The sequence below is a fragment of the Sulfitobacter dubius genome (assembly GCF_900113435.1).
Lineage (GTDB): Bacteria > Pseudomonadota > Alphaproteobacteria > Rhodobacterales > Rhodobacteraceae > Sulfitobacter > Sulfitobacter dubius.
This window is the reverse complement of the sequence record NZ_FOPG01000001.1, coordinates 655,151-678,156: the sequence shown is the minus strand read 5'-3', so window position 1 is coordinate 678,156 and position 23,006 is coordinate 655,151. Positions and strand designations below refer to the sequence as shown.

Genomic DNA, 23,006 nt, shown 5'->3' with positions numbered 1-23,006 from the left:
ATCAGGACGGCGGCGTCAATAGGGCCGCCGCGGCGATTGTTCCTTCCCAAACTATGTCCAACGCGGCACCCAGTGACAGTCCTTCTGCGTGTTCCCAGAGGAAGATTGCCCTGCCCACGGCGTCGGTCGTGTAATTTGCAAGTGCTGCGGCGGCTTGAGGGTTCTTAACGCGCTGGCTCAGGCAATCTGTAAGCTCTCTGCGCTCCATCATGAGGAACCCTTGCAGAATACCTCTCGCTTTTTCGTTTGAGCGCAGAACCGTGCCGATCATCTGGAGGATTGGTTCATCATTGGTCAACGCCGCGAAGTGTTGATCCAAAAATAACTTGAGATCGTCCGCAAGCGGTCCGCTTCCGCAGCGTAACGCTTCTTTTGCAGCCTCCGAAAAGGGGGGCGGGGCCCCAACCGCAGCCGTTTCCTTGTTGGTATAATAGTTAAAGAAAGTCCGCGTACTGATGCCAGTTGCAGCGGCGATCTCCTCGGTCGTCACATTCTCTAACCCTTTTTGAACGGCCAGATCCAGCGTCGCCAGCTGAATCTCACGCGCCGTCTGCTGTCGCCTTCGCTCTCGTAACGAAACTGTCATGTCTGAATTCCTTGCGTACTGTGCAACTTCTGCCTAGAAGGCATAAAATCTGCTGGATAGTCAAGGATCGAGAAGCACATGAGAGTCGGCGTTTGGAAGATGTTTGGCGCAGCGCTTGCGTTTGCGGGGGCTGCCACGATGGCGAGCGCGCAGGGCGGCCCTCCCGGTGGCATGCCCACCGCGGGGCCGCTTGAAGTAGGTGTGATCGACCTGCAGATGCAGGAAATCCCGCGCGTTGTGACCACGCCGGGCCGGGCCGTTGCGTTCCAAGACGTCGAAGTGCGCCCGCGTGTCGGCGGTGTGATCGAAGAGATCCTCTACTCGCCCGGACAATTGCTTGAAGTCGGGGATCCGCTTTTCCGGATCGACGATGCCTCCTATCTCGCGGCTGTCGCGACAGCCCGTGCCAATCTGGCCACTGCCGAAGCCAACCTGCCTGTGAAGCAGGCGGCCTATGACCGCGCCGAACAACTCTCCGGACGCGGCTACACCGAGGCGGAGGTCGAAGCGGCGCGTGCCAGTCTGGCCGAAGCAAAGGCCACGCTTGATGCAAACAAAGCAGCAGTTGAATATGCCGAGACCGAGCTGTCGTGGACGACCATGACCAGCCCGATCGCCGGGCGTGCGGATGTATCAACCGTTTCGGTTGGGAATTTGGTTACAGCTGGGCAGGCCGACGCTTTGACGAGCATCGTCACTTCCGATCCGATCTATGTGGATATGATGGAGGCAAGCGCGCGTATCCTGTCGGTGCGCAGCGCCATTGCCGAGGGTGATCTGCAACGAAACGACACCCTTCAAGCGACATTGACGTTAGAGAACGGCGACATCTATCGCGGTACCGGGCAATTGGTCACACCAGGCAACAATGTCTCGACCTCCACCGGAACCGTGACCATCCGTTTCACCTTTGACAACCCTGACCACATCATCCTTCCGGGCATGTTCGTGCGGGGGGAAATCGTGCTTGGCACGATGCAAGCCTACCTTGTTCCGCAGCGTGCAGCGACGCGTGGCAACTCAGGTAAACTGACTGCTTATGTTATCGGTGAAGACGGCAAAGCCGAACAGGTGACGCTCGAAGATGACGGTACCTATCAGAACGCATGGATCGTGCGTGAGGGGCTGCACGACGGGGATCGGCTCGTCGTGGACGGCCTTTCATCCGTACGCGCAGGGCAAGAGGTCAGCCCCGTGGCCGTGACGATCGACGACGATGGCGTTTCTCGCGATATCGCTGCCCCCGTGGCGGAGGATTGATTGATGGCGCGTTTCTTCATCCACCGTCCTGTTTTTGCTTGGGTTCTGGCGATTGCCACCATGTTGCTGGGCGCTTTCAGTATGACGGGTCTGCCGATCTCGCAGTATCCTGATATCGCGCCCACCACCGTCCGAATTTCCGCCACCTATACCGGGGCCTCTGCCGCAACGGTGGAGAATTCGGTCACCACTGTCATTGAGGACGGGCTGACGGGGTTGGACGGGCTCACCTATATGACCTCATCCTCCAGCGAAGGTGCGGCGAGTGTATCGCTGACCTTTGATGACAGTATTGATCCTGACATGGCGCAGGTGCAGGTCCAGAACAAACTGCAATTGGTGGAATCCCAACTGCCTGACGCCGTGACGAGCCGGGGCGTTTCCGTCTCCCGCTCGACCAGCTCGGTCCTGATGGTCGGAGCGCTGGTCAGCGAAGACGGCAGCTATTCCTCGCTTGAACTGGGCGACCTGCTGAGCAGCACGATTGAAGACGCGGTGCAGCGCACGGCGGGCGTGGGGTCGATCAATGTTTTCGGCACCGAATACGCAATGCGCATTTGGTTGAACCCCGAAAAGCTGTTCCAATATCAACTGACCTCCGCTGACGTAACCTCAGCAGTATCCGAGCAGAACACAAACGTGACGGTCGGCAGTCTGGGTGAGCAGCCGGTCGTGAAAGGCCAGCAGTTCACGGTCTCACTTTCGGCGCAGTCCCAGCTTGGAACGGTTGAGGACTTTCGGAACATCCTGCTGAAGACCAACTCGGACGGGTCGGCCATTTACCTTGCCGATGTTGCCACAATCGAACTCGCCGAAGAGGACTACGGCAGTGTAAGCCGCTTTAATGGTCATCCGGCGGCGGGCTTTGCGGTGAACCTTTCCACCGGTGCCAATGCGGTGGATACCGCCGAAGCGGTGCGGGAAGTGGTGGGCAATCTTTCTTCCGCGTTGCCCGAGGGCGTAGTGGTCGAATATCCCTATGACACCTCGCCCTTCGTCGAGGAATCCATCGACCAAGTCTATGAAACGTTGATCGAGGCGATTATCCTCGTCTTTCTTGTCATCTTCCTTTTCTTGCAAAGCTGGCGGGCGACGATCATCCCGACCATCGCCGTGCCGGTGGTGTTGTTGGGAACCTTTGGCGTTTTGTCCGCCTTCGGCATGTCAATCAACACCCTTTCCATGTTCGCACTGGTCTTGGCCATTGGTTTGCTGGTCGATGACGCGATTGTTGTTGTCGAGAACGTCGAACGGGTGATGGAAGAAGAGGGGTTGGACGCCGTCGCCGCTACGGAAAAGAGTATGGGGGAGATTTCCTCGGCGCTCATCGGGATCGTGATGGTGCTTTCTGCTGTGTTCCTGCCGATGGCCTTCATGGATGGGTCGACGGGGGTCATCTACAAACAGTTCTCGGTCACGATCATTTCGGCGATGGTGCTCTCGCTTTTCGTCGCCCTGATCCTCACGCCTGTGATGTGCGCGCAGCTTCTCAAACCGAACCATGACAAGAAGCCTCTGCTTCCGCTGCGTTGGTTCAATGGCGGGCTTGACCGTCTGACGGGCGGCTATGGTTCGCTTGTCGGGCGGTTGTCCATGCGGCCTTTCCGTATGGTGGTGGTATTGGCCCTTGTCGGATTTGGCGCCTATTGGGTCTACGACCGTCTGCCCTCGTCGTTCCTGCCGACCGAAGATCAGGGCGTGCTTATGACCATGATCGAACTGCCACAGGGCTCAACAGTTCAGCAAACGGCCAACACGATCGAACAGATCGAGCAATATTTGCTGACCGAAGAGACCGAAATGGTTGATGGCGTCTTTGCCAATGTCGGGTTCAGCTTTGGGGGATCCGGTCAGAACTACGGGATGATGTTCATCAGGCTCAAGGACTACGAAGAGCGTCCCGGGCTTGATGCGGCTGATCTGATGATGCGGGCCAACGGCAAGTTCTTCCAATCCCGTCTGGGCAGCATCTTTGTGCTTCAACCGCCTGCCATTCCGGGGCTGGGCACGTCTTCGGGCTTTGCGATGTACCTCGTCGATCAGTCGGGCGCGGGGCAGGAAGCGCTAAGCGATGCCGCAGATCAACTGGTCGCGGCAGGGCTTGCTGACGGTCGCGTGACCAACCTGCGCGGCAATGATGCTGCGACGGAGCCGTCGTTAAAACTTCGTATCGACCAACAAAAGGCCGAGGCTTTGGGCGTGTCATTGTCGAGCGTGAACACCATGCTGGCGACTGTGTTCTCTGGCACCTATGTCAACGACTTCCCTCTGGGCAACAACCTGCGTGAGGTCATTGTGCAGGGCGGTGCAGACTGGCGCATGCAGCCTGACGACATTGACCATTGGTATGTGCGGAACGACAGTTCGGAGATGGTGCCACTGTCGGCCTTTATCAGCCGCGAATGGGAAACCATCACGCCCAAACTGTCGCGATATGGCGGCACCCGCGCACTGGAGCTTTCTGGCGAAGCGGCAGCGGGCATCAGCTCAGGCGACGCGATGGAGGTGATGGAACAGCTTACCGCTGATTTGGACGGCTCTTACGCTTCTGCTTGGACCGGGTTAAGCTATCAAGAACGGTTGTCCGGCGATCAGGAAGCCATTCTCTATACGATCTCGGCGCTGGTCGTCTTTCTCTGTCTCGCCGCCCTCTACGAAAGCTGGGCCGTGCCCTTTGCGGTGATGCTTTCGGTGCCCGTGGGCATTCTGGGGGCGCTGGTGACAACGTGGTATTTCGGACAGTCGAACGACGTCTATTTCAAGGTAGGTCTGCTTACCACGATCGGCCTTGCGGCGCGAAATGCCATTCTGATCGTTGAATTCGCGGAATCCCTTCGGGCGGAAGGCAAAGTATTGCTGGAAGCCACCGTCATGGCAGCGCGCCAGCGTCTGCGCCCCATCCTAATGACCTCCCTTGCCTTTGGTTTTGGCATCATGCCGCTGGTGCTCGCCTCCGGGGCAGGGGCCAATGCGCAAAAATCAATCGGGACGGGGATGCTCGGCGGGATCATCTTTTCGGCGGTCATCGGGATCGTGATGGTGCCGGTCTTCTACGTCGCCGTAATCCGAACAACAGAAATTTTCCGTAAGCGAGTGGAGAAAACTCAGTGAAACCTTACTATCTCGTGCTGGGTCTGCTCGTTGCGGGCTGTGCTGTCGGCACTGATTACCAGCGCCCCGAAGTGGCCATGGAAACCCGGTTTGTCGGTGGCAATGCAGAGCAGATCGGCGCGGTAGCCACTCAGCAATGGTGGCTGAACTACAAAGATTCGAACCTAACAAGTCTTGTTACGCGTGGCCTTGCCCAGAACCTTGATGTGATTGCCGCGGGTGAGCGCATACGCCAAGCGCAAGCTGAGTTGCGCACAACCGGGGTAAACGCTGCGGCGGACGGATCGCTGACCGGATCAGTGACCACATCCGGCGGCGACGGCACCAGCGGTACGAGCACCGTCGAAAGCGGGTCTTTGGGTGCCTCGCTGGTGATTGATCTCTTCGGTGGTATCCGGCGCGAGCGCGAGGCCGCTGTTGCCTCGCTTACTGCCGCCCGGGCGGAGGAAGAGACTGTTCGTCTTGCATGGCTGGCCGAACTTATCGCTGCCTATTCCGGCGCGCGCTATTACCAAGAGGCGATGGCCTTGACGCGCACCGCCATCGCTACGCGCGAAGAGACGGTGAGCATCACCCGAAGCCAGTTCAATGCGGGCGCGGCCACCGAATATGAAGTGGCCGAAGCGCAGGCCTTGCTTTCGACGGCGCGGGCCGATTTGCCGCAGTTCGCCGCCTTGTTTGACGCAAATGTCTACGCCATCGCGACATTGCTGAACGAACCCGCGGGACCGATCAAGGCACAGATGCAAAAAGGCGCGCCTCAACTCTCCAGCCCCGGGGATGCGCGCACCGGCGTACCGGCGGACCTGCTTCGCAATCGCCCCGATGTGCGTAGCGCCGAAGCCGATTTGGCCGCTGCCGTGGCCAACGTGGGCGTCGCCGAGGCCGCGATTTACCCGGCCTTGTCCTTGTCCGGAACGGTGGGCCGTACGGACGCCACAGATGCGTGGAGTTTCGGGCCGCAATTGTCCCTTCCAGTATTCAATCAGGGCCTCTTGAAAGCCAGCCGTGACGCGCAACTCTCTGGCGCCCGACAGGCCGAGATCGCATGGCGGGCCTCGATCAACGAAGCGGTCGAGGATGTTCAGGTGGCACAGTCCAACCTGTCGCGGGCGCGGCAGAGGGCGCAGCTGTTGAGAACTGCTGCCAGTGACTACAGCCGGGCGCTGACATTGGCACAGGAGAATTATCGAAACGGTGCCATCACGCTGTTGAACCTGCTGGAAACCGACCGAAACACCAATGCCGCAAGGATCTCTGCGGCCTCGGCCACGAACGAAGCGGCGCAGGCCTGGGCCACACTGAAGATCGCGACGGGGGCAGGGGCGGCGGTAACTGGTCACCCGAGTAATTGAGCACATATCAACGCTGGTCGTGAAAGGCCGAACACATGAAACACACTGGAAAAATTGCCGCCCTGATCGCCGTTGCTGGGTTAATTTGCGTTACACTGACCTTGTTCGGAGCGCGCATGGGGCTTTGGGAGCCGATCGTAGGGTTCGGGCTGTACCGGAGCTACTTTAACGCAATCGGCGCGGGTATCTTCAGCTGGGGGCTGATCGCTTTGGCCATCCATCTTGGCCGGGGCGAAAAGGGATGGGCAGCGGTCGGCGGCGTGGTCACGCTGCTTGGACTGGGGGCCCTGTTTCCCCTCATCTCAAGCACTGTGAACCCCCAACCGCGCGCCGCGCCGATCCATGACATCACGACTGATACCACCAATCCCCCGGCCTTTGAGGTGCTGGATGACACCCGCGCGGGTGCGCGCAACACGCTCGAATACGGCGGCGCAGAAGTGGCAGATCAACAAGCGAAAGCCTATCCCGATATTGCGCCACTTGAGACCGGCCTGAGCACGGACGCAGCCTTTGAGCGGGCATTGGAGGTGGCAGGCGAAATGGGGTGGGAGATCGTTGCGACCGATCCAACCCGCCATCGGTTCGAGGCCACCGCGCGCACGTCAGTCTTCTATTTCGCCGACGATATTGTCGTTGCAGTTACCCCTGCCGAGAACGGGAGCCGCGTGGACATGCGCGGCGTTTCAAGGGTGGGGCGCAGTGACCAAGGCGTCAATGCAGCGCGCATTCGTACCTTTCAACAACAGTTCTCAAAGGGGTGAGCTGTACGATTTCCGATCTGGCATTATGCCTTTGCCGTGCCGCTGACAATGGGTGACCTGAACGGCAGCATATCCATAGGGGCTGACCCGGCGGCGACGTTCTTTTGATCTTGTGGCGACACCCTGTGCTCCTCCAGAAGTGACGTGGTGCCGGCGCCGCTGGGGGCTGGGGCCGTAAAGCGCGGCTCTACGCCTCGGCGCGGTCAAACGCTCTTATTATAGGATAGTGGACACAGTCGACGACCATAGGGGGGATAATCGGCGCAGCCAGAAAGTGAAAATGGTGCCATAGTATTACGCTTTTCACCATTCGAAGCTGCGCGAGAAGCGGGCGCACTACGCCCTGAATTCCGCATTGTTATAAGCTTTGTCAGGGTAATAGTGGCGGAGAGACAGGGATTCGAACCCTGGGAACCCGTGAAGGCTCAACGGTTTTCGAGACCGTTTTTGTTGATGCGTTAAGGCAGCAAAGTTCAAATAAATAAGGGCTTTGGGTCAGCGAAAAGGGCCAGATCGGAACGCTGAGAACACTCAGGGGGCATAGCAAAAGGGTCATAGCCGTGGTGGCACATTCCGCATGGTGGGACACAACAGAAGTGAACCTGCTGGTTATCCGATCATAGTAATTTGTTGCGGACGACCTTCAACGAACGTTTCTGTTTGCGCGAATGTTTGCACCGAATAACGCCCCGTGATGGGAACTTCGCCGGGCGTTCTCTACTGAGATGGCCAATTAAACGAGGACGCTGCCATTCGGAGCGTTTTCCGCGTCCATCAAAGCTACATAGTGCGCTGCGGGCACGAAGGCGAAATCTTGCGAACCGACTGTGGTGTTCCGCATCAATATTCGTTGTTAGAATTCTCGGACAGACCGCGCTTCCATTTTGGATTGGGATGAATCGCCATATCCACGTTTCTCGCAGCATTCAGTCCTGAGATCTGCAAGCATGCCCACCTCACTACCCAAAGGGCCCACTAAGTAAGCCAGCCCACAGGATAGATCGCCAAGGTCACGAGGATGACGACCAGAGAAATTTGAATTGATATCAAATCATTGATCATAATAGCTATATTATCGTGACCGTCGCGCTAAAGCCATAAACAATTTCAGCATTTGAGCGGAGCCGATAGGGTGGTCGCCGAAAGTGATACCGTAAGCCCTAAGGAAACGGTTATTTAGAAGAAAAGGACCCCGATTGCCGTAACTATCGAGGCCTCAATTACCTGTGATTGCGATTGGAGCTGAGACGCCAGCCGCTTCACCCTCGGCGAAGCCTATGAGTTGTTCCTGATCTGCAAGGATAGCAGGGTCGAGTTGTTTACAAGCTACGAGGCCGCTTAAAAGGGGGGCTGTAGGATGCCGCGTAACCTTGCGCAGTCCACTTTAGTGGCATTGGACTGAAGTTGATTATCATAAATATAACGCGCATTTTACATTTAGGCGTTCAAGACGACATGAGGTCAAACATATGTTACACGGCGAAGACTTCGGTCGGGTTCCGATCGAGCGGGTTTCCGAGGAGCTGGGGCGGAGAATCAATCTCTGGCGCCTGTCCCGCAAGATCAAGATGGCCGACATGGCCGAAGAGATGGGAGTATCCCGTCCCACGTTGCAGCGTCTTCTCGATGGCGGCAACACTTCAACCGAAACGTTGCTGCGCGCGCTGGTGGCGCTGAGGCTGATCGGGAACCTGGACGTGTTGGTGCCGGATATAAGCTCCAGTCCAATGGCACGTCTGGAGGGCGGTCCGCCACTCTCCGAGCGCAAGCGGGTTGCACCGCAGAAGCAATCAAAGTCCGGAAAGACCTGGACTTGGGGAGACGAAGAGGGGTCTAAATGACGACTGCGCGTGTAGTCCTCTGGGGGAAAACTATCGGTGCGGTGACATGGGAAGAGGCGCAGGGTATCGCGCTCTTCGAATATGACCGAGCCTTTCAGTCCGCTGGTATCGAGGTCTCGCCTCTGGCGATGCCTGTCGAGCCCGGAATTTTTCGGTTTCCCGCCTTGTCGCAAGACTCCTTCAATGGCTTGCCCGGCATGCTGGCCGACAGTCTCCCAGACAAGTTCGGTAACGCGGTGATTGATGCATGGTTGGCTCGCGAGGGTCGTCCGAGGGGGGCCATGAATTCAGTCGAGCGGCTCTGCTATACTGGGAGCCGGGGTATGGGTGCGCTGGAGTATCAACCTGAGGCCGGTATGCGGAAGGAGCCGGGAGACAAGCTGTCGATCTCGACGCTCGTCGATCTTGCACAGGACGTCATTGAGGAGCGTGAAGGGCTTTACGGTGAACTTAACGAATCCAAGGAAGGTAAGGCTGCTTTGCGGGACATCTTGCGGGTGGGCACCTCGGCCGGTGGGGCGCGTGCAAAGGCTGTTCTGGCATGGAACCCGTCTACCGGAGAGTTCCGGTCTGGCCAGGTGGAAGTCGTCAAGGGCTTCCAGCATTGGCTTATGAAGTTCGACGGCGTGTCGGGGAACAAGGACAAGGAGCTTGCCGATCCGATGGGATTTGGGCGCCTGGAATATGCCTGTTACCTGATGGCGAAGGATGCTGGCGTTGAGATGTCGGAGTGTCAGCTCTATGAGGAGGGTGGACGCGCCCACTTCATGACGAAGCGCTTTGACCGCATGGGGCAAGGCCAGAAGGTTCACATGCAGTCCTTGTGTGCCATGCGTCACTTCGATTTCAACACGGCGCACGCCTATTCCTACGAACAGGCGATTGAGACAGGAAGACTGCTGCAGCTCCCGCGCAAAGATCTGGAGCAACAGGTTCGTCGTGCTTATTTCAACGTGATAATCCGGAACCAAGACGATCATACAAAGAACATCGCATACCTTATGGATCGATCCGGAAAGTGGACTCTCTCGCCGGCATTCGATGTGGTGTACGCATATAACCCGTCTGGCTCCTGGACGTCTCAGCACCAGATGTCGATCAATGGGAAGGCAACGAATTTTTCTGAAGACGACCTGATCGCCCTTGCGTCATATGCTGATATTGGAAAGCGACGAGCTCAAAAGATGCTTGCTGAGATTCGGGATGTGGTCATGTCCTGGGAGCATTATGCAGAGCAAGCCGGAGTGTCAGATGACCATGCGAAGCGCGTGAAAAACGGCTTCCGGCTCCGCCTAAAGTAACAGTTGCTAAATTTGACCGCTGGAGCGCTGCACCGCGGTGCAGGGGTGCGCGCGAAGGTCTGGAATGGGCCGTAAGCGACAACTCCCTGGAAGAGCGGACCCGGACCTTCGCTGTCTCCTCTATGAAAGTCCCTTTCTAAAGGCGAAAGGGTAGTGTATTGCGCACTCCGTATCCGCCTCAGTCAATGTTTTGGGTTCAGCAGCCCTCAATTGCTGACGAAACAACACAGCGTTGGATTTGAACAGCAGGCGGCTCTCGGAGCGTTTGCAGGATAACGCAGCTTCTTTCCGCAGCGTCGAGCAAGGCATTTATCTGGGCGAATGGAAGGTCCTCTGCCGCTTCGATCTGCACATCCAGCTGGGCGGTCCGAAAGCCGACAGGAACGTTGTCGACACCCGGCCTGCCATGTCCAAGTCATCTCAACACGGCTATCGATACGATGATGACCAAATCACCCATGCCCGCTGATGTTTCTAAAGCCCCCTTGGCTTTTGCATGGCATCTTGAGTGCTTTTAGCGTCATATGAAAAAACAGCGGACGCGAAGACACGGCCGACCTCGAATTCCTAAGGAAATTTAATAAATATGTGCCCAGCATCAGTGGCCAACGGAGCCGAGCGCGGGTTCATCATCCCAATCGGCGGCGGCGAAGACCGCATCAAGGAGATGCAAATTCACCGCAGGTTTGTGGAGCTTTCGGGGGGAGCAGATGCATCCATCGTGGTCATACCTACAGCATCGATGCTGCATGAGACCGGCCAGGACTATCATCGCATCTTCTCCGAACTTGGGGCCGGCAAGGTCAATTTTTTGCAAATCAACCGTCGGTCCGATTGCGACAATGACGACTTTGCCGCGCTGTTGGACAATGCGACCGGCATCTTCATGACTGGCGGCAATCAGTTGCGTCTGTCCGCGATCCTCGGGGGCACGCGCGTTGCACAAAAGATCAGACGGCGGAATGCGGAGGGCATTCCCGTCGCGGGCACCTCTGCCGGTGCGTCGATCATGTCAGAGCATATGGTGGCCGGGGGTGCAGGGAACGAACCGCCAGCAGAGGGCAGGGTGTCCTTGGCGCCGGGGATCGGTCTTACCAACAGTGTAATTATTGACCAGCATTTCACTCAGCGAAACCGTTTGGGGCGCCTGCTGACCGCATCGTCTTACAATCCTTTCCTGATCGGACTGGGCATCGATGAAGACACGGCAGCCTTCATTGGACCGGATGATATTCTGGAAGTTGTCGGCAGCGGAACGGTTACCGTCGTGGATGCATCCCAAATGACCCATTCGTCCATTTGGGATGCAAAACCCGGGGAGGCGCTGAGTCTATTGGGTCTGCGGCTCGACGTATTGGGGGAGGGGTGTCGGTATGATCTGAATGCCCGTGTCGGATATCCTCCCGATGACCCCGCGTGGACCGGCGTTCCATCCAATGCCACCGGGCAGGGTTCCGCGTAGCGCGGAACTTCAATAGTCAATGAGGTGAACCTGTGAAGATACTTTCTACCAATGTGTTTGTCGGCCCAAATGTCTGGGCAGGTTTCCCTGTCATCCGGCACATCGTTGATCTGGGGGTGTTGGAAGACTGGCCTTCCGGAAAGATTGGGACCGACTTTGTCGAAGGACTGGTCGAGGCCTTGCCCGGATTGGCCGACCACGGCTGCTCTTACGGCGTGGCCGGCGGCTTTCTGCGCCGTCTACGGGAAGACGGTGGCACATGGATGGGCCATATTTTGGAGCATTGCGCCATCGAGGTGCAGAATGTCGCTGGGACTGATGTTACCTTCGGGCGCACGCGTGGCACCGGCGTGCCGGGCCAATACAACATGGTCTATGCCTACCGTCAGCGCGATGTGGGATTGGCCGCGGGAGAATTGGCGCTGACGCTGTTGATGCATCTATTGCCGCCGTCACTTCGCGCTCAGGTGGATTTCCCATTCGATCCTGATTTTGACTGGTCGATGGAATTGCGCAGCTTTGTGCTGCACGCCCAACGAAAGGAGCTTGGGCCATCGACCGGGTCGCTGGTGCGTGCGGCACAAGACCGCGACATTCCATGGATCAGGTTGAACGAAGGGTCCTTGGTGCAATTTGGGCATGGCAAATATCAGCAACGGATCCAGGCAACCATCACCTCCGAGACCCGCCACATCGCTGTCGAAATTTCCTGCGACAAGGAAGACACCCACAACCTGCTCAGCGATCTGGGGCTACCGGTGCCGGTGCAGAGCATCGTCTACAGTGCCGAAGAGGCCGTTCACGCCGCCCACAAGATCGGCTTTCCTGTTGTGGTCAAACCGCTTGATGCCAATCATGGGCGCGGCGTGTCGATCAATCTGACAAAAGACGCTGAAGTCACCGCAGCATTCGCCGAGGCGGAGCAACAGTCGAAAAGCGCTGCCATTTTGGTCGAGAGTTTTGTGACGGGTTTCGATCACCGGATGTTGGTTGTGAACGACAAACTGGTGGCGGTGGCCAAACGGGTGCCCGGTCATGTGGTGGGTGACGGGATCCATACAATCAGCGAATTGGTCAAAACGGTCAATCAAGACCCGCGCCGCGGCATCGGCCACCAGAAGGTGCTGACAATGCTTGAGATCGACCCTCAGGCCAAACGTCTGATCGCCGATGCCGGTTATCGCATCGAGACGGTGCTGCCTGCAGGCGAGCTGTTCTATCTGCGCGCCACCGCAAACCTTTCGACCGGCGGGACAGCAATTGATCTGACCGATGTCGTTCATCCAGACAACCGCGACATGGCCGAACGCGCGATCAAGGCTGTCGGGTTAGACGTCGGGGGTGTCGATTTCCTCATTGAGGACATTACCCGGTCCTATAAGGAGATCGGGGGCGCGATTGTCGAAGTGAACGCGGCCCCGGGTTTTCGCATGCACGTCGCCCCGTCCGAAGGAAAGCCGCGCGATGTGGCCGGCGCGGTCATCGACATGCTGTTCCCGCTCGGACAGGAATGCCGCATTCCAATAGCGGCCATCACCGGCACCAACGGCAAGACAACCACCTCGCGTATGTTGGGCCATATTATGAAGGCCAGCGGCAAGATCGTGGGCATGACTTCGACCGACGGCGTCTATGTGGATGGCAAGCTCAGCGTCAAAGGCGACATGACCGGGCCGAAATCTGCCCAGATGGTCCTGCGCGATCCCAAGGTCGATTTTGCGGTGATGGAAACGGCCCGCGGCGGGCTGGTTCGCAGTGGCCTCGGGTTTCAACGCTCCGATGTTGCGGCCTGTTTGAACGTGACCGGCGACCATCTGGGGCTGGGCGGTATCGAAACGGTCGAGCAACTGGCAGCCGTCAAACGTGTTGTTATCGAAAGTGCGACACAAACAGCTGTGCTGAACGCCGACGACATTAACTGCTTGAAGATGGCTGACTATGCAGATGTCCGTTCGATCTTCTATGTGACCACCAACCCTGGCCACAGTCTGGTAAAGGCGCATATTAAGGCTGGTGGTCAGGCGATTGTTCTTGAAAAAGGCATGAGTGGCGACATGTTGACGATCTACGACAATGGTTTGCACATGCCGGTTCTGTGGTCCCATTTGATCCCGGCCACGCTCGAAGGCAAAGCCGTACACAACGTGCAGAACGCCATGTTTGCAGCAGCTATGGCCTATAGTTTTGGTGTCGATTTGGATAATATCCGACACGAATTGCGCACCTTCGACACCAGCTATTTCCAAGCACCGGGGCGGATGAACGTCTTTGATGAACATCCGTTCAAGGTGATCCTGGACTATGGTCATAATCCCGCTGCATTGGGCGCGATGGCGGGACTTGCCGAGCGGCTGGAGATTAAGGGGCGGCGGATCGTCGTGCTCTCGGTGCCGGGCGACCGCCGCGATTTGGATGTGGTCGAAGCCGCACAGGTTCTGGCTGGAAAATTCGACCATTATATTTGCAAGGCCGACGATGATCGCCGCCACCGCGGCGAGGATGAGATTCCGCAGATGTTCAAGGCAGAGTTCCTAAAGCTCGGCATCGCGGAACATCAGATCTCGGTGATCCCGAATGAGGAAGCGGCCGTGGCTGCCAGCCTCGAGATGGCACAGCCCGAGGACCTTATGGTGATCTTTGGTGACAACAGCGCGCGGTGCTGGAAACAGATCATCTATTTCAATGCCGCCGAAGACCAAGAGAATGGCACAGCGCATGCGGAGGGCGCGCCAAGTGGCGCAATGTTCGAAGAATTTATGGACCACGATCTACCAATCGTGCGCGATGGGCGTGGCGTCCGATTGGCCCGGGAACGCGTTGAAGATGGGGACTAATCCAGACCGCCATATCAACCGCATCGAGCAACTGGAGGCTGCCCTTGATATCCGCTGGGCCACCGTCGACGGGATTCATGTCGCGCCGCCGCGCCGTTTAACCGGGCCGGGCCTGTTGTGGGAGGCCCCCGGCGCGGTGATGGATGTCTCGGTCGAAGATAGTGATCCTAACGCTATTGGCCGACTGTGGGCGCAACACGCGCGAGGGGTTTTGAATGCGGTCGGCTGGGCCGATCAAAAGCTGATCTGCCGCGTTTTTCAGGGGGGTGTCAGCCTCGCACTTTCAGCCCCGATAGATCAGCTGCACTCAGCCACCTTTTTGGCCAAGACGGCATGGCACTATTGCGCGGCGGATCTGTCCCATACCGCAAGCCTGCCATTTCAGGATATGATCAGAGATTTGCTGCGGTTGATGGAGCAGGAAGCAAATTCGCCGCTGATTGCCTTGATGTTGGCAGCCGCGGCCCATGATGTCGATTTTCTTTGTGACGATGAAGAGGTGTCAATCGGGCATGGGGTGGGCGCACAGATTTGGCCCATCGACCGATTGCCAGCCCCAAATCAGATAGACTGGTCGGCTATTCACGATGCGCCCATAGCCTTGATAACTGGCACCAACGGCAAAACCACGACGACCCGTCTTTGCGCAGCAATAGCCACGGCGGCTGGCAAGGTTGTCGGGCTGACATCGACGGACTTGGTCCAGGTCGGCGACGATATTCTCGATCACGGAGATTATTCGGGGCCGGGGGGCGCGCGGATGGCCCTGTGCGATCCGCGGCTCGAAGTCGCCTGCCTTGAGGTTGCGCGCGGCGGCATCCTGCGGCGCGGCTTGCCGACCCGTCGTGCCCGTGTGGCCTTGGTGACAAACGTCGCCAGGGATCATCTGGGCGAATATGGTGTCATGACATTGGCGGATTTAGCTGCAACCAAATTTGCCGTCACCCGCGCTTTATCGGCAGATGGCGTCGTGGTGCTGAACGCCGATGACTCACAGGTCGTCGCGGCCGCAGCGGAAACAACGCAGCCGATCTGGTGGTTCTCTATTGATGCGACGACGCCGCAAATCGTCCAAGCGCGAGACTGCGGCATGCCCTGCTGTTCTGTCGAAAATGGGTATCTGGTGTTTTCTGCCGGGCGCGGAAAGACCTTCTTGATCCCCCTTTCAGAGATGCCCATCACCCTTCAAGGGGCCGCAACGCATAACGTGCGCAATGTTTTGGCTGCGGTTTGCGTCTGCACCGCGATTGGAATCTCAGAAGCCGCGATCCGGACCGGGCTCAAAGGATTTGCCTCCGACTACAGAGATAACCCGGGCCGGTTCAATGAATTCCATCACAAAGGCGCGCGGGTCTTCGTCGATTTTGCGCATAATGCTCATTCGATCTCAGCCGTCTGCGATGCCCTATCAGCGATCCCGTCTAAGCGCCGTTTCATCATGCTGAGCCAGCCCGGAAACCACAGCGATCAAGATATCGCGGACGTGGCCCAAGCGGCTCTACAGTTCGGGCCTGACGTGATCGTTATCGCCGAGATTGAAGACTATTTGCGCGGTCGTCGTCTTGGCGATACCTCTGCGGTCCTCAAAGAATACTTGAGCGCGGCCGAATTTCCCCCTGAGCAGATCCTTAGCGCCGGTTCTCCGCCGCAGGGTGCCAAGCAGATCCTCGACGAACTGCAACCCGGAGATCTGGCACTGCTGTTGGTGTTGTCGGATCGCGGGGTGATCTTCGACTTGCTGCGAGAACAGTAGGTCGCCAGATGAATTGCCTCGATCCGTTGCGGCGCTGATTGGTATTTTACCTGTGGAGACGCGGCATCGGCGAGCCCAGCCGTGGTCGGGGAGGAACTGTGGTCCCCCTGTGATTATTGAATATACCGACTGTTGAGGCCAATTTGCGCGGATTTAAATTTCGAGCTACTTGCGTTTCGGGGGCGTCGCCGGGCACAACGTTTCGGCCGAAGAACAATTTTCTACCTACGCGAAATTTGCATCCCACCCCCTTCTACCCATCCTTCCTGCGTAAAACAGTGGGTGAAGCGACGGGCTACCCGCTTGCTGCGAGCCCGGGTGTTTGGATGTTTAACGACCATTTGCGACAGACGCGGCAGTACATCTATTTCCTTTTGGCACTCAAGCACCAAATGGCTCTCTATGGGTTAGTCAGCCCGAACAGATGCGGTTACTCTTCTTTCCAATAGGCGACATCAAATGAAAACCACAAAGACTTCTCTTGACCGTTCCAAATGGGAGACGCGTGCCGACCAGACAACTGCGGCGGCGACTGAAATCGTAGACAAAGTGAACAGTGACCGCACAAAGAAAACCGAGCTTCTGCGTGCTGCCCGTCTCAAGCGTGATCAAGCAGAAGGCGCAGAGATCACGAAGTATCCGCGCCAAAAGACGTCCAAAAAACAACCAAAGTCCTGAAGCTGTAGATGTCCGTACGAGGCTTCAGCCGGCCAATGCTTGTGCCCGCATGACCAATAATATTGACACCAAGATCCATGTGATAATTTGGCGTTATTGGGCTCAGGCTCGCAGCCTCAACACAGAGGTAAGTAAGGGGGGCGGTGCTACTGCGCGTCCTCAGAATTAGCCGCTTGCCTCTGCCAGTAGCTTATCATTGGTCCGTCCAGAAGTTCTATTACCGCATCCGCGCCTGCAGGGCTTGAGATTGCCAATGCCATCGGAGCGGCGCCACCAAGCTCTGAGTTGGGCTTTTCCAGAAAGCGCATAATGAGAGCACCATTGCCTTGGTAAATTCTGTCAGCGACCACATAGGCTCGCGCAAAATTATAAAGGACTTGGCTTTTGACAGGACTCAAAGGTAGCTTTTCGGCTTTCGCCCTGCGGTAGGCTCGTTCTGATACGATCTTCTGGGCCGGTTGCGAGTGCATAATTTCCCAGATGTTCTCTACCGAGGCGGCGGGAAGGCCCTCTTGGACCCGGGCTCTTAGCGTATCCTGATTGTCGACTTCCTCAGGTAGCCCCAGAAGCTCTGAAACCCGATTGCCGTCGGTTGTGCGCGTGAGTTTTCCAGTCATATGTGGCTCCCTTTGCCAATCGGCTGACAGCTCTTTCGCTCTTTCACAACCAGATAGTGTTCAAAGGCTCCGTGCGTAACTGTGCTTTCGATTTGATATCGCGCATTTCGACCGAGTGACCGATCGATTAACTTCCAATATAAATGCGGCAAATAGAGCACGGGAATACTCCGAGAAAGGCGCGCACCCGTCCCGATCGGAGCTCAAAGTAGTGGCCAACACGAACGGTGGAGATCGGACCTTCGCTGCGCGGGGAATAGATGTCCGCTTATCGAAGTTTCCAGAGCCTCTCTAATCCTCCACCGATGAACAGCTCAGGTGAATGGAACACTGATTATGGATGGGCGTTTTCTTGTCGTTGACCAAAAGGGGGGCAAATCCCGGCCACATTCGGGCGACCAGATCGAACAGCAGAAATATTCGGAAAAGGAGACCGACCATGCCGACAACCGTTGGAACCGAAGGCAACGCTGCCGACCTCGTCAGGAACCTGCTCATTCTGGAGCACGACGCCATCGCGGCCTATGACACGACCATTGAGTGACTCGACAACGCGGACTATCGCGAGCAGATCGAAAGCTTCTGCCGCGACCATGAGGCCCACGCCCAAGACCGTAGCCGCATTGCCGACAGCTTGGGTGTCGAGAAGCCCATGGAGGGCGACATGAAGCAGTGGCTGAAAGCCGGAAAGGTGGCGCTGGCGGATATCGCCGGGAACGGTGCAATTCTCAAGGCGATGAAGACAAATGAGGACGATACCGTCGCCGCCTACCAGCAGGCTCTCGACAATGCCGTCACCAATGCCGAGCTGCGCCCCGTGATCGAGAAGGGTCTGGCCGACGAACGACGTCACCATTCCTGGATGGAAGCTGCGGGAAGCTGAAACGCCTGCATGACGCGGCGGCGCAACTCCTGCGCCACCGCTCCTCCATTATGTCGGTAAAGAGCACGAGCGCACAGGATGGATAGTGACAGTCTGCGGCTCGGGGAACGGTGAACCACTTTGCAGCAGCTATACGTGACGATGGCGATATCTACGCTTACGGTAGTGATGCTGGGCCTCACTTCGGAGCCCTTGCAGAAGCTACCGTTGTCCCGGCGCACCAAGTGGTGCGCGACCAAGCGAACTTAACTGTCGTCCGATCTTGCAACTTGACGATTTAGCATCCATATACCATCCATACGGATGGAGATTGAGCAATGAGCAATATTCGGCAACTGCGTGAGAAGACCCCAGACAGCGAGAAGATCACGATCAACCTTGGCTATGTGGATTTGGGACGGATCGACCTGCTGGTGCAGGAAGGTTTCTATTCGAACCGGAGCGACCTGATCCGCACAGCGATCCGCAACCAGCTTGAGAGCCATGTGGAGGTGGTGAGCAAATCGCTTGAGCGCCACACGATGGAATTGGGTCTGCACGATTATACGGTGGCTGATCTGGAAGCGCTGAAAGCGGCCGGAGAGGTGCTGCACGTCAAAGTGGTCGGGCTGGCGCGGATTGCTTCAGATGTGACACCGGAACTGGCACGCGACACCATCGGGTCCATCACCGTGTTGGGCGCCCTACAGGCCAGCGCAGATATCAAAAAGGCACTTGCCGACCGCATCAAGTAAGATGCGCTCCCCCTGATAAGGACAAATAAGATGAAACTCTTTAACGCCGGTGCCAAGCGCCGGGCGACCCCTGACGCACGCCTGATCGCCGCCAATGATCTGGTGCAGCGCACCTTGGCACAGCATGGGCTTGCCGCGCAGGCCGGGCCCATGGATGCAGCAGACCTGCCTGCCATGGCCTCGATCAGCGATCTCTTTGCAAAGTTGGGGGCCGCCACCCCATCACCCGCGGCCTCGACACCCGAAATCCCCGCAGGCGCCAGCTTTCTCAGCGATACATTCACCTGCGCGGCAGGCAGTCGAAGTTTCCGCAGCTATATCCCAGCATCCGCGACCGAGGGCGCAAGTGGCGTCGTGGTCATGCTGCACGGCTGCACACAAACGCCCGAGGACTTTGCCGCGGGCACCGGCATGAACCAACTGGCCGAAAACACCGCTTTATCGTGGTCTACCCGGCCCAGTCGCGGCGCAACAACACGCAGTCCTGCTGGAACTGGTTCAGCCGGGGGGATCAACGCCGCGACGCGGGTGAGCCTGCGATCCTTGCGGGGATCGCCCGCCACGTCTGTGCAGCCTACGGCATCGCGCCGGATCGCACCTTTGTCGCGGGGCTGTCGGCGGGGGCGGCGATGGCCGTGATCTTGGGAGAGACCTACCCAGACGTCTTTGCCGCCGTCGGGGTACATTCGGGTCTGGCCTATGGGTCGGCAAAGGACGTAGCCTCTGCCTTTACGGCTATGGCAGGGCCGAGGGCGGCGCCTGTGCAGAAGACATCACATATTCCGACAATTGTCTTTCATGGCACCTCGGATGCGACCGTGCATCCATCAAATGGCGAGGCGGTGGTGCGGCAGGTTCAAGACATCGGGCCGGGTCAGACGCTTGAGACTGTCACGCAGGGCACCCATGGCGGGCGGTCCTGTTCCATCCTGCGCGCTGCGGCCGAAACGGGCACCTCAACGGTTGAGTATTGGACGGTCACCGGGCTTGGCCACGCATGGTCCGGCGGTCAGGCCGAGGGGTCTTACACGGACCCCCAAGGCCCGGACGCCAGCGCGGAAATGATCCGCTTTTTCTTTCAGCAACCCATAAAGGGCGCATGATATGACCCAGATGACACTGACTTTTGACGCCGTTGCCGAGGCCACCCCTGGCCCCAAATGGGCGGCGCGCTGGCAGCGGTCTTGGCCTGCCTATGAGGCATGGTTCACAGCCCGCGGAGGCGACCACGGCCCGTCCAGGGAAGATTGCCGGGCGGCCATGGAAAGCCATATGCCAGAACTGGTCCCGATCTACGATCGCCTGGTCTTGATTGCCGGTGGTTCGGACCGTGCCGCGCGGTTCCTGTCCACTTGGTGCCCGCCGACCTATTTGGGCGGCTGTTCGCTCGCGGCCACCTCCGATGCCGATGACGTCCGGTTGCTGCGCAACTATGACCTGTCGCCAGAGCTGAACGAGGGGCTGCTGTTGCAGACGGAATGGTCTGGCCGCGCAGTGATGGGGATGGTTGAGTTTCTCTGGGGTCTGTCTGACGGGATCAACGACGCGGGGCTCACCGTGGCGCTGGCCTATGGCGGACGGTCTGAAACCGGAGTGGGCTTTGGCGTGACTACGATTCTGCGCTACATCTTGGAAACCTGCGACAGCGTGCCAGAGGCGCTGGAGGTCTTGCAGCGCGTGCCCTCGCATATGGCGTATAATCTTGTGCTCGCGGATGCTTCGGGGCGCACGGCAAGCGTCGAACTGTCTCCCGGCGGGGGCATTCGACTGTTGCCAAAGGCCATTGCCACCAACCATCAATCCGCGCCGACCCAAGCTGACCGGCCGGGCTTTACCCGCAGCCTTGAACGCCGCGCCCATCTGGACCGGCTGTGCGTTGCACCGCGCAGGCTCAACCGCGAGTTCCTTCGCCCGCCGCTCTTGCAGGACCGCTACGCGGAGGGGTTTGGCACTTTGTTCACCGCGGAATACAACCCGCTGACCCGGAGCTTGGGGCTGACCCTGAAAGGGGAGAGATGGGACCAACATCTTGACGCTTTTGCGGAGGGGCAGCGGATCGTGGATTATGGCCCATCCACTACACGAGGCGCTGTCGCCAGCGCCATGCCAGACCAATATGCCGGGGTAGACTGGGCCCAAGCTGCGAGGATCAACTGGACCCAAGTGGTGCAGGACTACGCGGCGGGCAGGGGCCGAGAGATCGCTGCATATCTACCCACAAGTTGACGGGGAACCGAGGGCCTGTGACGATCTACCCCTAACGACCTTGATAAACAAAATGAGAATGTTGCGTATCGGGACCGGACCTTGACTGAGACCCCGGTTAAGGTCCGGTATGGGCGGGGAGCGTTTCGGCAGGCTGCCGAGACTGTTGATGGAAGCTTGAATTGAGTTGTCCCTTGAAAACTGACGCTTCGAGCATCCGTGGCGTGTCGATGATCAGCCCCAACCAACACTCCAGATCCTTAAGTTGTTGTCGCTTCCCGGATGGGCATCTGGAAGGTAAAGACAGTGCGGTTGTCTTCTGATGACACGTCCAGGGTGCCACCGTGCCCTTTCGCGATTTCGGAGGCGATAAAAAGTCCCAGCCCCAACCCTTCTCGGCTCGGGCGGTCTTTGCGGCGCTCGAATGGTAGGAAGAGACTGGGCAACATGTCATCGGAAATCTTCTTTCCCGAATTGGTGACCGAGAGCGAAAAGAGCTCTGCTGTCGCGGTGGACTCCACTTGGATGGGCGCACCCGAAGCCCCGTGGGTCACTGCATTCGCCAGAAGGTTCGAAAACATTTGAGATATACGAGGCACGTCACAAGCGATTGGTTCAAGGAGATCAATGTTGGTTTCGATCTTCTGGTCCGGTGCCGCTGCTTGAAGTTCTGCCACAATCTGGTGCAGCGCTGGCTTCAGGGTTGAGCTCAAGGTTTTCTCAATAACGATGCCCTCGCCTTGGCGACGGCGGGCCTGATCGAGAAGGTTTTCAATCAGACGCTCCATCCGATTGGCTGAGCCACGCATCAGGTCGACCAGCTCAATCGTCTTATCATCGATATTACGCCGCGCTATTAGACGGAGGCCAGCTTTGAGCGCGTTGACGGGATTGCGCAAATCATGGGCCAGGATGGCAATAAAACGCTCTTGTATACGGGCCAGCTCTTGTTCGTGTGCCACGGCCTCTCGGCTGGCGGTCAGTTCCTCGTCGGCATCCAGAATCTCGCCGATAATCTGCGCAAAAAGTCTGAACATCGACAGTACGCGGTCATTCTTCAGCTTACGAGGCTGCGGATCGATGGCACATAGAGTGCCGAAGAAGAATCCGTCCTGAAGATAGATTGGGACAGAGATATAGCCACGAAATCCATAGCGAGCAGGACAGTGGTGGTCGACATAGGTTTCATCGTCATGGACATCGTCGATAACGATCTCTTGATTGTATTCCCGCACTTCGTGGCAAAGGGTGCTTTCGACATCCAACTCGTCCCCGGGCATCAGTCCGAATGAAATGTGATCGATAGCACGACAAGTTACCCACCGAGATTCAGTAACTCGTGCGACTGCTGCAAATCCCATCCCGGTGGCCAACGCGACGGTTTCTAAAAGGGTAAGAATTGCGTTGCTGCGACCGACAGCGTCGATGTCGGCCCGGAAGTCATGTTGTTCTAACAAGTGCTACCTCTACTGATTTAAGTTAGGCTCGAGCCGATGTTGAACCTTAGCGCGTCGTCAACCCAAAGTCAGCCAGATTAGCGGGCGTCTTTGGAGCGCAGCAGGGGACTAAAGTCCGGGACGGCAAAGTTTTTCTTACCATGGTGGCGACCAGTAGGATGTATC

At 57.8% G+C, this 23,006-nt stretch carries 18 protein-coding genes and 1 pseudogene; 16 read left to right on the top strand and 3 right to left on the bottom strand.

Going from position 1 to position 23,006, the window contains the following annotated elements:
* Position 1 precedes the first annotated feature (1 nt).
* Positions 2 to 586 (bottom strand): TetR/AcrR family transcriptional regulator, encoded by a 585-nt coding sequence (locus BM229_RS03335; protein WP_093926253.1) that lies wholly within the window; start codon positions 584 to 586, stop codon positions 2 to 4.
* A 78-nt stretch (positions 587 to 664) separates the two neighbouring features.
* On the opposite strand from BM229_RS03335, the gene BM229_RS03330 reads away from it, so the two are divergent.
* The 11 genes from BM229_RS03330 (at position 665) to BM229_RS03280 (ending at position 16,945) form a co-directional block, all read left to right on the top strand.
* Positions 665 to 1,846 carry an efflux RND transporter periplasmic adaptor subunit gene (locus BM229_RS03330; RefSeq protein ID WP_093926252.1) on the top strand — a complete coding sequence of 394 codons (1,182 nt, stop codon included), beginning with the start codon at positions 665 to 667 and terminating at the stop codon, positions 1,844 to 1,846.
* 3 nt (positions 1,847 to 1,849) lie between these two features.
* Entirely contained in the window at positions 1,850 to 4,957 is a 3,108-nt protein-coding gene (locus tag BM229_RS03325; protein ID WP_093926251.1) for an efflux RND transporter permease subunit, read from the top strand.
* A complete protein-coding gene (locus BM229_RS03320) occupies positions 4,954 to 6,312 on the top strand; it encodes an efflux transporter outer membrane subunit (RefSeq protein WP_093926250.1) in 1,359 nt (452 codons plus the stop codon). Before BM229_RS03325 ends, BM229_RS03320 begins: the two co-directional genes overlap by 4 nt.
* 35 nt (positions 6,313 to 6,347) lie before the next feature.
* Entirely contained in the window at positions 6,348 to 7,076 is a 729-nt protein-coding gene (locus tag BM229_RS03315; RefSeq protein ID WP_093926249.1) for a DUF1499 domain-containing protein, read from the top strand.
* A gap of 1,469 nt (positions 7,077 to 8,545) precedes the next feature.
* A complete protein-coding gene (locus BM229_RS03310) occupies positions 8,546 to 8,917 on the top strand; it encodes a helix-turn-helix domain-containing protein (protein WP_093926248.1) in 372 nt (123 codons plus the stop codon).
* Entirely contained in the window at positions 8,914 to 10,218 is a 1,305-nt protein-coding gene (locus BM229_RS03305) for a type II toxin-antitoxin system HipA family toxin (RefSeq protein ID WP_093926247.1), read from the top strand. Before BM229_RS03310 ends, BM229_RS03305 begins: the two co-directional genes overlap by 4 nt.
* A gap of 232 nt (positions 10,219 to 10,450) precedes the next feature.
* Positions 10,451 to 10,687 (top strand): hypothetical protein, encoded by a 237-nt coding sequence (locus tag BM229_RS18340; protein WP_244152099.1) that lies wholly within the window; start codon positions 10,451 to 10,453, stop codon positions 10,685 to 10,687.
* A gap of 117 nt (positions 10,688 to 10,804) precedes the next feature.
* A complete protein-coding gene (locus tag BM229_RS03295; protein WP_093926245.1) occupies positions 10,805 to 11,680 on the top strand; it encodes a cyanophycinase in 876 nt (291 codons plus the stop codon).
* A gap of 32 nt (positions 11,681 to 11,712) precedes the next feature.
* The gene (gene cphA, locus BM229_RS03290) at positions 11,713 to 14,514 is read left to right on the top strand and encodes a cyanophycin synthetase (protein ID WP_093926244.1); all 2,802 of its coding nucleotides are present in this window, start codon (positions 11,713 to 11,715) and stop codon (positions 14,512 to 14,514) included.
* Positions 14,504 to 16,267 carry a Mur ligase family protein gene (locus BM229_RS03285; protein WP_167360180.1) on the top strand — a complete coding sequence of 588 codons (1,764 nt, stop codon included), beginning with the start codon at positions 14,504 to 14,506 and terminating at the stop codon, positions 16,265 to 16,267. The genes cphA and BM229_RS03285 overlap by 11 nt, the downstream gene beginning before the upstream one ends.
* Before the next feature lie 459 nt (positions 16,268 to 16,726).
* Positions 16,727 to 16,945: a hypothetical protein gene (locus tag BM229_RS03280; protein WP_093926242.1), complete on the top strand. Its 219-nt coding sequence runs from the start codon at positions 16,727 to 16,729 to the stop codon at positions 16,943 to 16,945.
* Between the two features lie 146 nt (positions 16,946 to 17,091).
* On the opposite strand, the gene BM229_RS03275 is transcribed toward BM229_RS03280, so the two are convergent.
* Positions 17,092 to 17,562: an antitoxin Xre/MbcA/ParS toxin-binding domain-containing protein gene (locus tag BM229_RS03275; protein ID WP_093926241.1), complete on the bottom strand. Its 471-nt coding sequence runs from the start codon at positions 17,560 to 17,562 to the stop codon at positions 17,092 to 17,094.
* A gap of 664 nt (positions 17,563 to 18,226) precedes the next feature.
* On the opposite strand from BM229_RS03275, the gene BM229_RS18335 reads away from it, so the two are divergent.
* The 5 genes and pseudogenes from BM229_RS18335 to BM229_RS03255 all read left to right on the top strand — a co-directional run bounded on the left by BM229_RS18335 (position 18,227) and on the right by BM229_RS03255 (position 21,405).
* A complete protein-coding gene (locus tag BM229_RS18335) occupies positions 18,227 to 18,445 on the top strand; it encodes a ferritin family protein (RefSeq protein ID WP_244152098.1) in 219 nt (72 codons plus the stop codon).
* A 317-nt stretch (positions 18,446 to 18,762) separates the two neighbouring features.
* Positions 18,763 to 19,179: a CopG family transcriptional regulator gene (locus BM229_RS03265; RefSeq protein ID WP_093926240.1), complete on the top strand. Its 417-nt coding sequence runs from the start codon at positions 18,763 to 18,765 to the stop codon at positions 19,177 to 19,179.
* A gap of 30 nt (positions 19,180 to 19,209) precedes the next feature.
* A pseudogene (locus BM229_RS18465) lies at positions 19,210 to 19,656 on the top strand (PHB depolymerase family esterase); the annotation flags it as partial.
* Positions 19,551 to 20,282, top strand: coding sequence for an extracellular catalytic domain type 1 short-chain-length polyhydroxyalkanoate depolymerase (locus tag BM229_RS18325; RefSeq protein WP_476755912.1), 732 nt, complete (start codon positions 19,551 to 19,553; stop codon positions 20,280 to 20,282). The pseudogene BM229_RS18465 and the gene BM229_RS18325, both read left to right, overlap by 106 nt.
* Position 20,283: 1 nt before the next feature.
* Positions 20,284 to 21,405, top strand: coding sequence for a C45 family autoproteolytic acyltransferase/hydrolase (locus tag BM229_RS03255; RefSeq protein ID WP_093926239.1), 1,122 nt, complete (start codon positions 20,284 to 20,286; stop codon positions 21,403 to 21,405).
* Positions 21,406 to 21,644: 239 nt separating this feature from the next.
* Here the strand turns inward: BM229_RS03255 and BM229_RS03250 are convergent, their stop codons facing one another.
* Complete coding sequence (locus BM229_RS03250; protein ID WP_093926238.1) at positions 21,645 to 22,841, bottom strand: GAF domain-containing sensor histidine kinase; 1,197 nt, start codon at positions 22,839 to 22,841, stop codon at positions 21,645 to 21,647.
* Between the last annotated feature and the right edge of the window lie 165 nt (positions 22,842 to 23,006).